This window comes from Methylothermus subterraneus (genome assembly GCF_054656915.1).
The window spans coordinates 25,108-40,435 of record NZ_BAAHXK010000015.1; the positions used below are offsets into that span (position 1 = coordinate 25,108).

Consider the following 15,328-nt stretch of genomic DNA (forward strand, 5'->3'; position numbering starts at 1 on the left):
CTATGCTGCAACTGATATTGGCCAGCGCGTTTTTCCTCGGCGTGCATTTAGGCATTTCCGGCACCCCTTTGCGCTCTTGGCTAATCGCGCGCTATGGGGAAAAAACCTACCGCCTAGGGTTTTCGGTGGCCGCTTCGCTGGGTCTTGTTTGGCTGGTCTTTGCCTGGCGCCAGGCGCCTTATGTTCTTCTGTGGGGTTCGCCCAACACCTTCCGCTATCTGGCGGTGCTGCTCATGCCCGTGGCCTTTTATCTGGGCGTGGCGGCGCTGACCACCAAGAATCCAGCGCTGCAAACCGAGCTGCCGGCCGAGCCGTGCGCGCATGGGGTGCTGCGCATCACCCGCCATCCTTTGATGTGGGGCATCGCCCTGTGGGCGGGTCTGCACCTTCTGGCCAACGGCGACCTGGCGGCGGCGATCTTTTTTGGCACGTTCCTGGTGCTGGCGGTCAAAGGCAGCTTCGACCTCGACCGCAAGCGCCGCCAAGACGGGGGCGAGCGCTGGCAGCGCTACCTTGAGGTCACCTCCAACCTGCCGTTTCAGGCTATCCTTGAGGGCCGGCAAAAGCTGATTTGGCGAGAACTTGGCGGGTGGCAGATCGTCCTCGCCCTGGCGTTGTACGGCGGGCTGCTCCACGCCCACGCTAGGCTGTTTGGCGTGGCTCCATTAGGATGAGCGCTAAGTTTCTCTTGCCCGCCGCCTTGCTCGGAGCTTTGGGCGTGGCCGCCGGCGCGGTGGGCGCGCACGCTCCTTGGCTGCCCGAGGCAAAGCGCGCGCTCTGGGAGACGGCGGTGCGTTATCAGCTGTGGCACGCGCTGGGGCTAGGGCTGATCTCCCAGTTGAAAGATGCCCCTTTGCTCGCTTGGAGCGGCTACTTGATGCTCGCCGGGGTTGTGTTGTTTTCCGGCAGCCTCTATCTTTTAGCGATTAGCGGCCAGGCGGCGTTTGGCAAAATCACTCCCTGCGGTGGCCTGGCGCTCATCGCCGCCTGGCTGCTGTTGGCTTGGCATGCGTGGAGGAATTTATGAACGAGGCTACTCCCCGCCCCGTGCGACTTGAGGATTATCGCCCCCCGGCTTACCTAGTCGACCGCATCGAGCTGGATTTCGACCTCGAGGCCGCCACCACGGTGGTGAAGTCCCGCCTGCAGCTGCGCCGCAATCCCCAAACCGCCGGCGCTGCCCCCTTGGTCCTGGACGGCGAGGAATTAAAATTGCAAGCCATCCGCCTCGACGGCCAACCCTTGCCTCCCGACCGGTATCGGCTCGAGCCTGACCGCCTCGTCATTCCTGAAGTTCCTGCACGCTTCGAGCTGGAAACCGAAGTGCAGATCCACCCCCAGGCCAACACCCGCCTGGAGGGCTTGTACGTTTCCAAGGACTTGCTCTGCACCCAGTGCGAGGCCGAGGGCTTTAGGCGGATCACTTATTTTCCCGACCGTCCCGACGTGATGGCGCGCTTTCGCGTCACCTTGCGGGCGGATAAAACCCGGTATCCCGTGCTTCTGAGCAACGGCAACCTCATCGCGCAAGGCGACTTAGAAGACGGCCAGCACTTTGCCACGTGGGAGGACCCTTTCCCTAAGCCTTGTTACCTGTTCGCCTTGGTCGCCGGCAAGCTGGCCAAGCAAACCGACACCTACACCACCGCCTCTGGACGCAACGTGCTGCTGGAGATCTACGTCGAACCCCAAGACTTGGACAAATGCGCCTACGCCATGGAGGCGCTCAAGCGCGCCATGCGCTGGGACGAGGAAAAATACGGCCGCGAGTACGATCTTGACCGCTACATGATCGTCGCGGTCAGCCACTTCAACATGGGCGCGATGGAAAACAAGGGCTTAAATTTATTCAACGCCCAGTACGTCCTCGCCAAGCCGGAAACCGCCACCGACGCCGACTACGACCATATCCTGGCGGTCGTTGGCCACGAGTATTTCCACAACTGGACCGGCAACCGCATCACCCTGCGCGACTGGTTCCAGCTCTCTTTGAAAGAAGGCCTGACCGTGTTCCGCGAGCAGCAGTTTGCCGCCGATCAGGGCTCGGCGGGGGTGCGGCGGATCGAGGACGTCAATCTCTTGAGGACGCGCCAATTCCCTGAAGACGAAGGCCCCTTAGCCCATCCGGTGCGGCCTTCAGTCTACCTGGAGATCAACAATTTCTATACCCTGACGGTGTACGAAAAAGGCGCCGAAGTGGTTCGCATGCTCCATACTTTGCTGGGGGAAGAGGGCTTTCGCCGCGGGATGGATTGGTATTTTTCCCGCCACGACGGCCAGGCGGTGACCTGCGAGGACTTCGTGCAGGCGCTGGCGGACGCCAACCGCGTGGATCTTACGCAATTTTTGCGCTGGTACACCCAGGCCGGCACCCCCAAGGTTACAGTGCATACCGCTTACGATCCTCTGACCAAGACCTTCGCCTTGACCTTGCGCCAAAGCTGCCCTCCTACTCCCGGCCAGCCGCACAAAGAACCCTTCGTGATCCCGATCCGGCTGGGGCTACTGGGACAAGACGGGTGGGAGCTGCCGCTCAAGTTGCAAGGCGAGCGCGCGCCTGGTGGAACTTGCCGCGTGCTGGCGCTGACCCAAATCGAACAAACCTTTGTGTTCGAGGACGTGCCGGAACCGCCGATAGTCTCCTTGCTGCGAGGGTTTTCCGCGCCGGTCAAACTGGATTACCCAAGGCCGCGCGCGGAGCTGGATTTTCTCTGGCGCCACGATCCGGATCCCTTTGTGCGCTGGGACGCCGCCCAAACGCTGATCTCCGATTTGCTTCTGGAACAACTCAAAGGCGCGCGGTTTCAACTCGACTCCAGGCTTAAAGAAGGCTTCCGTGCGCTGCTGACCGAACCGCTTGAGGACTTATCTTACACCGCCTTGCTTTTGACCTTGCCCGAGGAGGACTACCTGGCTGAACAACTGCCGGTGATCGACGTGGACGGCGTCCACCGCGTCCGCGAGGAAGCCAAGCAGGCGCTGGCGGAGGCGCTGGCGGAGGCGTTTTGGGGCGGCTACCGGCGCCACCACCGCCCCGAGGAAGCCTACGACCTCTCGAGCGCCGCAATCGGCCGCAGGCGGTTGAAAAACGTCTGTCTCGAATACTTAGCTTGTCTCGGTACAGACGCTGCCCGCGCACAGGTCTTGGAGCAGTTCGACAAGGCCTGCAACCTCACCGACCAGCTCGCCGCGTTGAAGATCATCGCGCACACGCCGCACCCCCACCAAAGCGAGTGTTTGGAAAGGTTTTATCGACGTTGGCGGGAGGAACCCTTGGTCATCGACAAGTGGTTTGCGGTCCAAGCCACCTCCCCGCTGCCTGGGGGGCTCGAGCGAGTTAAAGCGTTGCTCTCGCACCCCGATTTCGATCTCCGCTACCCCAACCGCGTGCGCGCGGTGCTGGGAGCGTTTGCGCAGCGCAATCCGATTCACTTTCACCGCGCCGACGGCGCCGGCTACAGGTTGCTCACCGAGCATCTCATCGCGCTCGACCGCCTCAACCCCCAGCTCGCCGCGCGCTTGGCTCAGCCGCTGGCGGCCTGGCGGCGCCACGACTCGACGCGGCAGCAGCATATGCGCGCCGAACTTACGCGTTTGCTGAACACGCCCGGTTTGTCTAAGGACCTATTTGAAATCGCGAGCAAAGCCCTGGCGGTAACCTAACTGTAATAAACTCGCGGCAAAATAACGCGGTTAAAAACCTTTTAAGGAGTCTATCGTGAAGATAAGATCGTCTCTCGTACTGCTCGGATCTTTGGTTTTGAGCGCCCAAGCGCTTGCGCGCGATTTCATTTACGTGGTCGGCTCTTCCACCGTTTATCCGTTCACCACCACGGTTGCCGAGCACTTTGCGAAAAGCACAAAGTTTCCTGCCCCCAAAGTCGAATCCACCGGCACCGGCGGCGGAATGAAGTTGTTCTGCGAGGGCGTGGGCGTCCAGCACCCGGACCTCGAAAACGCCTCGCGCCGGATCAAGCCCTCCGAGTTCGAGGCCTGCCGGAAAAACGGCGTCAAGGAAATCGTCGAGATCAAGATCGGCTACGATGGCATCGTTGTGGCTCACGCGCGCCGATCCCCACCTTGGAACGGCCTGACTTTAAAACAGCTCTGGCTGGCGTTGGCCAAACAGGTGCCCGACCCGAAGGGAGGAGAAAAGCTGATCGCCAACCCGTACAAGACCTGGCGCCAGATCGACCCTTCCTTGCCCGATCTGGCCATCCGGGTCTATGGCCCGCCGCCCACCTCCGGCACCCGCGACGCCTTTGCCGAATTGGCGCTCGAAGGGGGCTGCAGCCAATTCCCCTGGATCCAGGCCTTGAAAGAAAAGGACGAGGCGCGCTTTAAGCAAATCTGTCAGACCGTGCGCGAGGACGGCGCCTACATCGAGGCCGGCGAGAACGACACCCTGATCGTGCGCAAACTCGAAGCGGATCCAAGCGCCTTGGGCGTGTTCGGCTACAGCTTCCTGGATCAAAACCTCGACCAGATTGCGGGTGTGCCTATCAATGGGGTTGAACCGAGCTTTGAGAACATCGCTCAAGGCAGCTACCCGGTTTCGCGGCCGCTTTACATCTACGCCAAAAAAGCCCACGTAGGGATGATCCCGGGACTTGCAGAATTCCTGCAGGAATACACCAGCGAGAAGGCGTTTGGAGAAGAGGGCTATCTAACCGACAAGGGGCTGATCCCGATGCCTAAGGAGGAGCGCGAGAAGTATCGAAATGTCGCCCGTAATTTGATTCCCTTGGATACCCTGTAATCGGATTTGGGGGAAAATCAAGTAAAATAGCGCGCGGGCGCCTTTCGGTTTCCCGCGCGTTGTTTTGCTAAAGCCCAAATCACGCATGCAACTTAGCACCTTAGTTTTGCTTCTCTTGAGCCTCAGCGCCTGTGCCTATTACCTTGGGTTGCGGCGGGCGCTCGCCAGCGGCGGCCGATTGCACTCGCTGCCGCAGTACTACGGCTATTATGCCGCCCTTTGGTGCGGCTTGCCGGCGCTTTTCATCTTAGGCTTTTGGCTCGTCCTAGACGACCATCTCATCGCCCACCGGGTCATCGCCGCGTTGCCAGAAAAAATCCACAACCTACCCCCATCGCAACTACGTCTGATGCTCAAGCAACCCCCTAGCACCCTCCTTATCGGAGACCCAGCCATCCAGGCGGCAGTCGAGCGCTACCGCGAGCTTAAAACCTTGAGCGATCGCTGCCTGGCTGGGCTGGTGCTGGCTGCGGCAGGAATAGGCGCGGCCTGGGCCACGACCAGGATCCGGCCCCAGCTTCAGGCCCGCAATCAAGTAGAAAGAGCGCTGGAGATCTTCTTGATTGCCAGCGCCGCCTTGGCCATCCTCACTACCGTCGGGATCGTGCTGTCGGTGCTGTTCGAATCGCTGCGCTTTTTCCGCCTGGTGCCGGTGGGTGAATTTTTGTTCGGTCAAAGCTGGAGCCCGCAGTTGGCTATCCGCCCGGATCAGGTGGGCGCCTCTGGAGCTTTTGGCTTTCTCCCGCTGCTCACCGGCACGCTTCTGATCGCGGCAATCGCCATGGCGGTGGCGGTGCCGGTAGGTCTTTTGGCGGCTATTTATCTGGCCGAATTTGCGCATCCCAAGCTGCGAGCGGTGGCCAAGCCGCTTTTGGAGATCCTCGCCGGCGTGCCCACGGTGGTCTACGGGTTCTTCGCCGCCCTCGTGGTTTCCCCTTTTCTGCGCGCTTTGGGCAGCGCCTTGGGTCTTGACATCGCCTCGGAAAGCGCCTTAGGCGCCGGTCTGGTGATGGGGATCATGATCGTGCCCTTCGTCTCCTCGATTTCCGAAGACATCCTCCACGCCGTCCCGCAGTCCCTGCGCGACGGCGCCTACGCTTTGGGAGCTACCCGCGCCGAGGCCATCACCCAGGTGGTGATCCCGGCGGCGCTGCCGGGGATCGTCGGCGGGATCCTGCTGGCGGTATCGCGCGCCGTCGGCGAAACCATGATCGTGGTGATGGCCGCCGGCCTCACCGCCAAGCTGACGCTCAATCCTCTCGACTCGGTCACCACCATCACGGTGCAGATCGTCTCCCTGCTGATCGGCGATCAAGAATTCGACTCCCCCAAGACGCTGGCCGCCTTCGCCTTGGGGCTAGTATTATTTGTGATCACCTTGGGGCTCAACGTCCTGGCGTTGTACGTGGTGCGCAGATACCGGGAAAGCTATGAATAGAACCTCTTTAGCGGAGCAGATCGCCGCCGGCCTACCCCGCCGCCGCGCCCGGGAAATCCGCCTGAAGCTGTACGGAGTGCTGGCCGTGGCTTTGGGCCTCTTTCTGCTAGGAAGCCTGCTGACCAGCATCGTCGCTTTGGGCTGGCGTGCTTTCCAACAGAGTTATCTGGCTTTGGACGTTTACTTCGACCCCGAGATTATCGCCCCCCAAGGGCGTATGGACGAGGATTCGCTGCGCCAGGGCGACTACGAGGCGCTGGTAAAACGCGCCTTGAAGGACGCTTTCCCGGAGATTGCCGACCGCCATGCAACCCGGGCGCTGTACCGACTGGCCAGCGTCGGCGCGGCGGATCAACTGCGCCGGATGGTGCTGAGCGACCCTCGCGTGATCGGCACCAGCCAGCGGGTCTGGCTGCCGGCGAGCGGCGACGTCGATACGTTTCTGAAAGGCTACTTCAAGCGCACCGACCCACCTGAACAGCGCCGGCTGACGGATCTTCAGATCGCCTGCCTCGATCGCCTGGCCGCCGACGGCCGCCTCAAGCTGCGTTTCAATTCCGTTTTCTTCACCGCCGGCGACTCGCGCGAACCGGAACTGGCCGGCATCCTGGGAGCGCTTCTGGGCTCGTTCTACACCATCGTCTTGACTTTGGCCCTGTCTTTTCCTTTGGGTGTTGCAGCCGCTGTATACCTGGAAGAGTTTGCGCCCAAGCAAAACTTTTGGGTCGATCTGATCGAAGTCAACATCAATAACCTGGCGGCGGTCCCCTCGATCGTCTTCGGCCTTTTGGGGCTGGCGGTATTTTTGAACTTTTTCGGCCTGCCGCGTTCCACCCCGCTGGTCGGCGGGCTGGTTCTGGCTTTGATGACTTTGCCTACCGTCATCATCGCCTCCCGGGTGGCGTTGGCCGCCGTCCCGCCTTGGATTCGCGATGCCGCGTTGGGGATCGGAGCCTCCAAGATGCAGGTGGTTTTTCACCACCTCTTGCCCCTGGCCCTGCCGGGGATGCTCACCGGCGCCATCATCGGCACGGCCCGCGCCTTGGGGGAAAGCGCTCCGTTGCTGATGATCGGGATGGTGGCGTTTATCGTCGACATCCCCAAAGGATTTGGGGATCCGGCCACCGTGCTGCCGGTGCAGATTTACCTGTGGGCCGACAGCGCCGAACGCGGCTTTGTCGAGCGCGCCGCGGCTGCGATCCTAGTGCTGCTCTTGTTCATGCTGCTCATGAACGCCTTGGCCATCGTCTTACGCAAACATTTCGAGCGGCGCTGGTAACCGTTCAACCACTTAAAGTGCAAACCATGTCAAACTGGAGCGAGACTCAACTTGCCACCGTCCCCCTAACCCCCCCGGCGACTTCGGCGGAACCGGCCGCGCGCGACCGGCTGGAAGAACTGCCGCAGGTCACCATCGGCGATTACACCGTCCCCGAACCGCGCATGACCTGCCGGGGTGTCAACGTGTTCTACGGGGAAAAACAGGCGATCTTCAACGTCAACTTGGACATCGGCCAGCGCGAGGTGATCGCTTTGATCGGCCCTTCCGGCTGCGGCAAATCCACCTTCTTGCGCTGTTTGAATAGGATGAACGACACCATTTTGGGCTGCCGGGTGGAAGGCGAGATCAAGCTTGAAGGCGTAGATATCTACCGCGACGGGCTCGATCCTGTGATCCTGCGCGCCCGGGTGGGGATGGTGTTCCAAAAACCCAACCCCTTTCCCAAATCGATTTACGCCAACGTCGCTTATGGTCCGCGCATCCACGGCCTGGCCCGCAACCGCACCGAGCTCGACGAGATCGTCGAGGACTCGCTGAAAAAAGCCGGCCTCTGGGAAGAAGTCAAAGACCGCCTCGATCAGCCCGGCACCAGCCTCTCCGGGGGCCAGCAGCAGCGCCTGTGCATCGCCCGCGCGATCGCGGTCAACCCGGAAGTTTTGCTCATGGACGAACCTTGTTCGGCGCTCGACCCCATCGCCACCGCCACCATCGAGCAGCTCATCGACGAGCTGCGCGAGAAATATTCCATCGTCATCGTCACCCACAACATGCAGCAGGCCGCGCGCGTCTCCCAGCGCACCGCCTATTTCCACTTGGGAAGGCTGATCGAGATCGGCCCGACCGCCAAGATCTTCACCAACCCGCGCCACCCTCTGACCGAAGATTACATCACCGGACGCTTCGGCTAAGCCGGTCTATACTTACCGGGGTAACGGCCAATAAGGAGACCCCGGAGAGATGCAAGTTTCGCCCGAATTACGCCAGATCCTCGACGCCTGCGCCGAGATGATCCTAATCACCGGCGCCCAAGGCCGGATCGTATACGCCAATCCGGCGCTTTGCCGTGCTTGCGGCTTTGGCCTAGACGAGCTGCTCGGCCAGAGCCCGCATCGGCTCGACAGCCCCAAAGCCTGCCGCAAGACCCTCAAGGCGATGACCGCGCAGCTCAAAGAGGGCCGCTCGTGGTCGGGGCGAATCCTGCAACGGCGCAAAGGCCCTCGGCCTTTTCCCATCCCCATCGAAGGCCAGGCCGCTCCCCCGGACCCTTTGGAATACTGGGCGGAAATCACAGTCTCGCCGATCCTCGGTGAGGATCAAACGCTTTTAGGCTACGTTCAGATCCAGCGCGATGTTTCGGCCGAAGTCGCCGAGGAGGCGCGCCGCCGGCAAGAAGCCCAAGACACCCAGGCGCGCCTGGCGATCGCCCAGGCTCTGGCTTCCCCCAAGCCCCTCTCGGAACGCCTGATCGAGGCGCTGGAAATCTTGTTTGCGCTTTCGGGCATGGAGCTCCAGCGCAAAGGCGGGGTGTTCGTGCGCCAGGACGACGGCCTGCGCCTTTATCTGCTGCACGGTCAGTTCTCCGAGGAATTCCGCGCCCAAGAGCAGTTCGTTCCCTTGGGCGAATGCCTGTGCGGTCGGGCGGCCCTATCCGGGGAACTTTTGATCTCGGACGATTGCTTTTGCGATCCGCGCCACGAGCGCCAATTTGCCAACATGCAACCCCACGGCCACTACATCGTCCCCTTGCGCTATCGAGAAACTATCCTAGGCGTATTGTTCCTCTATACCGCCCCTTACCCAGCGCAAGATCCAAATCGCCTAGCGTTTTTGGCGCACGTGGGGGAAATGCTCGCAACCGTCTTCCTTCAAGAAGAAGCCATGGCAGCGCTTGCTGCCGCGCGCGACGAAGCGCTCAAGGCGGCTCAGGCCAAAGCGGCGTTTTTGGCCAACATGAGCCACGAGATCCGCACGCCCATGAACGGGGTGTTGGGAATGCTGGAGCTGCTTAAGGATACCCCGCTCACTTCCGAACAGCGCGATTTGGTGGAAACCGCCGCCGCCTCTGCGGAAGCGCTGCTCGACATCCTCAACGACATTTTAGACTTTTCCAAGCTCGAGGCCGGCAAGCTCGAATTGGAGCAGGTGCCGTTTGACCTGATCCACCTCGTCGAAGAGACGGTCGCAGCCTTGGCCCCCCGCGCCCACAGCAAAGGCCTGGAGCTGAACCTGATCCTCCCGCCCGCTTTTCCCGCCCACCGCCTGGGCGATCCGACCCGGATCCGCCAGGTGCTCAGCAATTTGCTCGGCAACGCGATCAAGTTCACCGAGCGCGGCGAGGTGACGGTCGAGGTAATGGACTTAGGCGGGCGCGTCCGCTTTCAAGTCCAGGACACCGGCATCGGCATTCCTCCAGAAGCCCAGGCGCGCCTGTTCCAGCCCTTCACCCAGGCCGACGCCTCCACCACCCGCCGCTTCGGCGGCACCGGCTTAGGTTTGGCGATCTGCCGCCAGCTGGTCGAGGCGATGGGCGGCCGGATCGGAGTAAAAAGCGCAGAAGGCCAAGGCAGCGTCTTTACCTTCGAACTGCCGCTCAAGACCGCCGGCGTCACCACCGCCCCGGCTTCCCCTCAATTTGCCGGAAAAAGCGCTCTGGTGGTGGACGACAACGCCACCAACCGCAGGCTTTTGACCTCGTACCTTGAGCACTTGGGCTTTGCGGTCGAAACCGCCGCCGACGGTCTGCAAGCCCTCGCCTGGCTGACCACCCACGAACCGCCCGAACTCATCGTGCTCGACGGCCACATGCCCGGTCTCGACGGGGTCGCGCTGGCCAAAGCCCTGCTCGCGATCCCCAAACTCGCCGCGGCCAAACGCCTGCTGTTGACCTCCGGCACCTGGCTGGACTCGCAACAGCGCCAAGAGGCCAAAATCGACGCTTGCCTGCTCAAACCGGTGCGCCGCACCCGCCTCATCGAGGCGCTCACCCAACTGTTTGCCGAAAGCGAAGGCGCCGCGCCCCCGCCCCTTGCGGCCGCGCCGGCTTGGCCTAAGGCGCGCGTGCTCGCGGTCGAGGACAATCCGGTCAACCAGAAGGTGATCGCCAAGCTCTTGGCCGGCTTTGGCGTCACCTTTAAGCTGGCCGCCAACGGCCAAGAGGCTTTGGCCATCCTGGACAAGGAGCGCTTCGATCTGGTCTTGATGGACTGCCAGATGCCGGTTTTGGACGGCTATCAGGCCACGCGCGCCTTGCGCGCCAGGGAACGCGCCCAGAACCTCCCGCCCACGCCGGTGGTGGCGCTCACCGCCCACGCCGGCGCGGACGAACGGGAAAAGTGCCTGGCGTGCGGCATGGACGAATACCTGGCCAAGCCGCTCACGCGCCGAGGGCTGGAACAGATGCTGGGGCGTTTTTTGGCAACGCCTAAAGCCGCCCCCTCCCCAGCGCAGTTCGACCGCGACCTCGCCTTGCGCCACCTCGACGGCGACGAGGCGCTGTTGGAGGAACTGATCGCCCTGTTTGTGGACGAAGCGCCCAAGCGCCTAGAAGCGCTCAAAGCAGCGCAGCAAAGCGCCGACTTGGAGGCGCTGCAAGCGGCCGCCCACGCGCTCAAAGGCATGGCGGCGCAGATCGGCGCGCTGCGCCTTAAAGAGGAGGCCGCCGCCTTGGAACAAGCCGCCAAACAGGGCCAAGGCGACCCCGACGGCGCGCGCACAGCCGCCCTCGGCCAGACGCTTGCGGCGCTGCTCGCCCAGCTTAAGGAGAACGCCCATGTCGGATGAAGACTTGCTGTTTGCCGAACTCAAAGCCGCCGAGCGCCTGCCTTCGCCGCAAGGGGTGGCGCTTAAGGTTTTGGAGCTGAGCAGCCGGGAAGACACCCCTTTAGAAGACATCGCCCGCCTGATCCAAACCGACCCGGCTTTAAGCGCCAGAGTCTTGAAATTCGCCAACTCGCCCCTCATCGCGCCGCGACGGCCCATCGTCTCCCTCCACGAGGCGCTCATCCGCATCGGCCTCAAGGCCGCCCGCGCCTTGGTTTTGTCCCTGTCCTTGCTCAGCCGCCACCCGATCGTCCAATGCCCGGCCTTCGACTACCCGAGGTTCTGGGCCAAATCCTTGGCGCGCGCAGTGGCTTTGAGCCAATTGGCCGAGCGCCGGCGCGCCTTGGCCCCGGAGGAAGCCTTCGTCTTGGGGCTTCTTTCCCGCATCGGCCAATTGGCTCTGGCCACTGCCTGGCCCGAGGAATACGCCCGCTGTCTGCGCGAAGCCCAAGGCGCCGAAGACCTAACCGCCCTAGAACGCAAGTATTTCGCTTTGGATGCGCGCAAGCTGACTGGGTTTTTGTTTACCGACTGGAAATTGCCCGAGGTGTTTGTCGACGCCATCGCCGCCGAGCCTGCGCCCGAGGAGGCAAGCGACCCCCGCACCCAAACGCTTGCTTTTCAACTTGCCCTGGCCGAGCGGCTAGCCGCCTGGTGCCTGGGCGAGGAAGAAGCGCCGGACTTAAGCTCGATTGGAATCGCCAAGGAGCAAGCCGCAAGCTTTCTTGAAGATCTTAAGACCGCCTATCACGCCTGGGCCAAGTTGCTTGAAGTACCCACCGACTTCCCTCGGCCCAAAGCCCAAGCCGCGTCTACGGAAGCGAGCTTGCCGGGGCTGGATATTCTGGTGGTGGACGACGATCCCTTGACCTTGGCGCGGTTGAAAAAACCGCTGGCCGACTTGGGCCACAAGGTGCGCACCTGCACCAGCGGGCCAGAGGCTTTGCAGGAAATCCTCAGGCAGCCGCCCGAGCTGGTACTCACCGACTGGTCGATGCGCCCTATGGACGGTCTGACTTTATGCCGCACGCTGCGCGAGTCGGACTGGGGCAAGCGCTTGTATCTCATCATGCTCACCGCCAACGAAACCGAAGACGCTTTAGTTGAGGCTTTCGAGGCCGGCATCGACGATTACCTGGTCAAGCCAATCAACCTCAAAGTGCTCTCGGCCCGCCTGCGCGCCGGCCAAAGGATCGTCCACCTGCAGCAGGAACTGGCCAAAGAGCGCTCCGAACTCGAGCTCAAGGCCAAGGAACTCACGCTTCTGAGCCGCAAACTCGAGCAGCTGGCCAACACCGATCTCTTAACCGGCCTTCCCAACCGCCGTTACGCGCAACAGCGCCTCGTCCAAGAACTGGCCCAGGCGCGCCGCTACGGCCGCCCCTTGAGCGCGATGATATTGGACCTAGACCACTTCAAGAGCATCAACGACACCTTAGGCCACGCGGCAGGCGATGCGGTGTTAAAACACGCCGCCCAAGTCCTGCAAAACGCCTTAAGGGCCTCGGACGTATTGTGCCGCTGGGGCGGGGAGGAATTTCTGGCCATCGTGCCCAACGCCGACCTGGCCGCTGCCGGCAAACTGGCCGAGCGCCTGCGGCAAGCCCTCGCCGCCAAGCAACCTAAAGCTCTGGCGCTCAGGCGGCCGGTGACGGTCTCGATCGGCGTGGGCGCTTGTCCGCCGGCGCGCGATCTGGACTCCTTGCTCCACGCCGCCGATCAAGCCTTATACCGCGCTAAGGAAAAAGGCCGCAATCGGGTGGAACTGGCCTAATGCGGTGGTTGCAAAACTTGCGCCGGCGAGTGCGGCGACCTACTTCGGACTGGTTCGCCACCCTGGTTGAAGCCGCTCCCGACTGCATCCAGGTGCTCAACCCCGACGGCACCCGCCGATTCATCAACCGCGCCGGGATCGCCCTGCTCGGGGCCAAAAGCTGGCAAGACATCGCCGGACGCCAAGCTTGGGAATACCTCGCCCCGCCCGACCGCCCGCGCGCTAGGGCTTGGTTGGCCAAAATCCTGCAAGGAAAGCCAGGCGAACCGATCGAGTTGCTCTTGGAAGGGCTGGACGGAATCCAGAGGCGGGTCGAGTCGCACGGCGTCCCTTTATTTGACCGCAGCGGCCGGATCGAAGGCGCCCTCGTCATCACCCGCGATTTAAGCGAGCACCACCGCATCCGCTCGGACCTGGAGAAAATCCACCGGCTCTATCGGCTGCTGTCGCAGATCAACCAACTCATCCTCCGCCGTCCAGGGCGTAAGGTCTTGCTCGAACGCATCGCCCAGATCATCCTTCACGAAGGCGGGTTCGAATTGGTTTGGATCGGCCTCGGCGATGCCCACGGTCAGCTCCAACCGCAAATGCTGGTCGCCGCCACGCCTTGCACCAACGCGTCCCGCCTGCACAAAACCCTGCCGTCGCTGGCCAAAGAGCTTTTAAACCACAACCGGCCTTGGCTGGCCAACGTCCCTGAGACCATCGGCGATGCGGCGTTGCGCGCGGAGATCGGCCGCTGCGGGATCGAGGCGCTGGCGCTGCTCCCCATCCGCGTGCGCGGCCGAGCGATCGGAGTATTGGCGGTGGGCGCCAAAGAGCGCGGGTTTTTCGAAGCCGAGCACCTGAGATTGCTGGAAGAGCTTGCCGCCGACATCGGTTTCGCGCTGGAATTCGAGGCGATTGCCTTGGAACGCAAGCTTCAAGAGAAAGAACTCGAATTTCTCGCTTACCACGACCCTTTGACTTCGCTGCCCAACCGCCGTCGGCTGCTCGAGCACCTTTCCCAGACTATCGCCCACGCGCGCCGGCAGGGTACGAAGTTCGCTTTAATACTGCTGGACCTGGATCGGTTCAAGGACGTCAACGATTGCTTTGGCCACGACCTAGGCGACCGCCTTCTGGCCCGAGTCACCGCCTGTTTCCAGCAACGCCTGCGCGCTACCGACCTGCTGGCCCGCTTAGGCGGCGACGAATTTGCTGTGGTTTTGGCCGAGCTCAACGCCCCCGAGGACGCTGGGCGCGTAGCCGCCGACCTAATCGATGCGATCGAACGCCCCTGGCGGTTGAGCCCGGAGATCGAGGTGCGGATCGGAGTCAGCTTAGGAATTGCCGTCTATCCCGATCACGGCGACGACCCCAGCCTCTTGCTCCAGCACGCCGATGCCGCCCTATATCAGGCCAAAGCCCAAGGACGCGGCCAATTTTGCTATTTCACCCCGGAACTTACCGAGCGCACCCGCCGCCGCCTCCACCTCGCCAGCCAACTGCGTCGGGCGCTTAAGGAGCAGCGGCTCGTGCTTCATTTCCAACCGCAGTGCGACCGCCAGGGCAACCTCGTCGGGGCCGAAGCCTTGGTGCGCTGGCCGAGCGCGAATAGGATGATTCCGCCCAGCGAATTTATTCCCATTGCCGAGCAGACCGGCCTCATCGCCGCACTGGACCTGTACGTCATCGCCGCGCTGTGCCGTCAGGGGCGCGCTTGGCTGGAGCAAGGTCTGCGCGTGCCGACCCTGGCCGCCAACCTCTCGCCTAAGGAGCTACACCGCTGGCGGTTCGATCAGGCGATCGCCGAAATTTTAGACCAAACCGGTTTCCCCCCGCGCTTGTTAGCGCTGGAGTTGACCGAAACCGCACTTCTAGAACAAGAACAGACGGCCGCCGGATTGTTAACCGCCCTACGCGAGCTTGGAGTGACTTTAGCCTTGGACGACTTCGGCACGGGCTACTCGTCGCTCGCCCAGATCAAGCGGCTGCCTTTGGACCTGATCAAAATCGACAAGTGTTTCGTCGATGACCTGCCCTCTTTGAGGGAGGACTGCGAGATCGCCTCCGCCATCATCGCCATGGCGCACGCTTTAGGGATCAAGGTCCTCGCCGAAGGCGTGGAAACCGCACCCCAACTGGACTTTCTCGCCCAGCAGGGATGCGATTTTTATCAAGGTTATCTCTACAGCCAGCCGCTTCCGGCGGAAATTTTCGCCGAACGCTGGTTACAGATCGAGAGACGCCCCTAACTACCTAGGGGGTTAAGAT

At 62.2% G+C, this 15,328-nt stretch carries 10 protein-coding genes; all 10 read left to right on the plus strand.

Annotation, left to right across the window (positions count from 1 at the left end):
* Positions 1 to 2 precede the first annotated feature (2 nt).
* The 10 genes from ACYQ3M_RS10980 (at position 3) to ACYQ3M_RS11025 (ending at position 15,309) form a co-directional block, all read left to right on the plus strand.
* Positions 3 to 674, plus strand: a complete 672-nt coding sequence (locus ACYQ3M_RS10980) for an NnrU family protein (RefSeq protein ID WP_460036124.1) — start codon at positions 3 to 5, stop codon at positions 672 to 674.
* Complete coding sequence (locus ACYQ3M_RS10985; RefSeq protein WP_460036125.1) at positions 671 to 1,027, plus strand: DUF423 domain-containing protein; 357 nt, start codon at positions 671 to 673, stop codon at positions 1,025 to 1,027. The genes ACYQ3M_RS10980 and ACYQ3M_RS10985 overlap by 4 nt, the downstream gene beginning before the upstream one ends.
* Complete coding sequence (gene pepN, locus ACYQ3M_RS10990) at positions 1,024 to 3,663, plus strand: aminopeptidase N (RefSeq protein WP_460036126.1); 2,640 nt, start codon at positions 1,024 to 1,026, stop codon at positions 3,661 to 3,663. The genes ACYQ3M_RS10985 and pepN overlap by 4 nt, the downstream gene beginning before the upstream one ends.
* A 55-nt stretch (positions 3,664 to 3,718) precedes the next feature.
* Positions 3,719 to 4,759, plus strand: coding sequence for a PstS family phosphate ABC transporter substrate-binding protein (locus ACYQ3M_RS10995; RefSeq protein WP_460036127.1), 1,041 nt, complete (start codon positions 3,719 to 3,721; stop codon positions 4,757 to 4,759).
* Positions 4,760 to 4,844: 85 nt separating this feature from the next.
* A complete protein-coding gene (gene pstC, locus ACYQ3M_RS11000) occupies positions 4,845 to 6,197 on the plus strand; it encodes a phosphate ABC transporter permease subunit PstC (protein WP_460036128.1) in 1,353 nt (450 codons plus the stop codon).
* Positions 6,190 to 7,476: a phosphate ABC transporter permease PstA gene (gene pstA, locus ACYQ3M_RS11005; RefSeq protein WP_460036129.1), complete on the plus strand. Its 1,287-nt coding sequence runs from the start codon at positions 6,190 to 6,192 to the stop codon at positions 7,474 to 7,476. Before pstC ends, pstA begins: the two co-directional genes overlap by 8 nt.
* A gap of 164 nt (positions 7,477 to 7,640) precedes the next feature.
* Positions 7,641 to 8,387, plus strand: coding sequence for a phosphate ABC transporter ATP-binding protein PstB (gene pstB / locus ACYQ3M_RS11010; RefSeq protein ID WP_460036135.1), 747 nt, complete (start codon positions 7,641 to 7,643; stop codon positions 8,385 to 8,387).
* A 49-nt stretch (positions 8,388 to 8,436) separates the two neighbouring features.
* On the plus strand, positions 8,437 to 11,259 hold the full coding sequence (locus ACYQ3M_RS11015; protein WP_460036130.1) for a response regulator: 2,823 nt from the start codon (positions 8,437 to 8,439) through the stop codon (positions 11,257 to 11,259).
* Positions 11,249 to 13,072: a diguanylate cyclase gene (locus tag ACYQ3M_RS11020; RefSeq protein ID WP_460036131.1), complete on the plus strand. Its 1,824-nt coding sequence runs from the start codon at positions 11,249 to 11,251 to the stop codon at positions 13,070 to 13,072. Before ACYQ3M_RS11015 ends, ACYQ3M_RS11020 begins: the two co-directional genes overlap by 11 nt.
* Positions 13,072 to 15,309 carry a sensor domain-containing protein gene (locus tag ACYQ3M_RS11025; protein WP_460036132.1) on the plus strand — a complete coding sequence of 746 codons (2,238 nt, stop codon included), beginning with the start codon at positions 13,072 to 13,074 and terminating at the stop codon, positions 15,307 to 15,309. Before ACYQ3M_RS11020 ends, ACYQ3M_RS11025 begins: the two co-directional genes overlap by 1 nt.
* Positions 15,310 to 15,328 lie beyond the last annotated feature (19 nt).

What these genes read in the sequence shown, in the direction of transcription:
- ACYQ3M_RS11020 (WP_460036131.1), top strand. Translation starts at nt 11,249, where the DNA reads ATGTCGGATGAAGACTTGCTGTTTGCCGAACTCAAAGCCGCCGAGCGC.
- pepN (WP_460036126.1), top strand. Translation starts at nt 1,024, where the DNA reads ATGAACGAGGCTACTCCCCGCCCCGTGCGACTTGAGGATTATCGCCCC.
- pstA (WP_460036129.1), top strand. Translation starts at nt 6,190, where the DNA reads ATGAATAGAACCTCTTTAGCGGAGCAGATCGCCGCCGGCCTACCCCGC.
- ACYQ3M_RS10985 (WP_460036125.1), top strand. Translation starts at nt 671, where the DNA reads ATGAGCGCTAAGTTTCTCTTGCCCGCCGCCTTGCTCGGAGCTTTGGGC.
- ACYQ3M_RS11015 (WP_460036130.1), top strand. Translation starts at nt 8,437, where the DNA reads ATGCAAGTTTCGCCCGAATTACGCCAGATCCTCGACGCCTGCGCCGAG.
- ACYQ3M_RS11025 (WP_460036132.1), top strand. Translation starts at nt 13,072, where the DNA reads ATGCGGTGGTTGCAAAACTTGCGCCGGCGAGTGCGGCGACCTACTTCG.
- ACYQ3M_RS10980 (WP_460036124.1), top strand. Translation starts at nt 3, where the DNA reads ATGCTGCAACTGATATTGGCCAGCGCGTTTTTCCTCGGCGTGCATTTA.
- pstC (WP_460036128.1), top strand. Translation starts at nt 4,845, where the DNA reads ATGCAACTTAGCACCTTAGTTTTGCTTCTCTTGAGCCTCAGCGCCTGT.
- pstB (WP_460036135.1), top strand. Translation starts at nt 7,641, where the DNA reads ATGACCTGCCGGGGTGTCAACGTGTTCTACGGGGAAAAACAGGCGATC.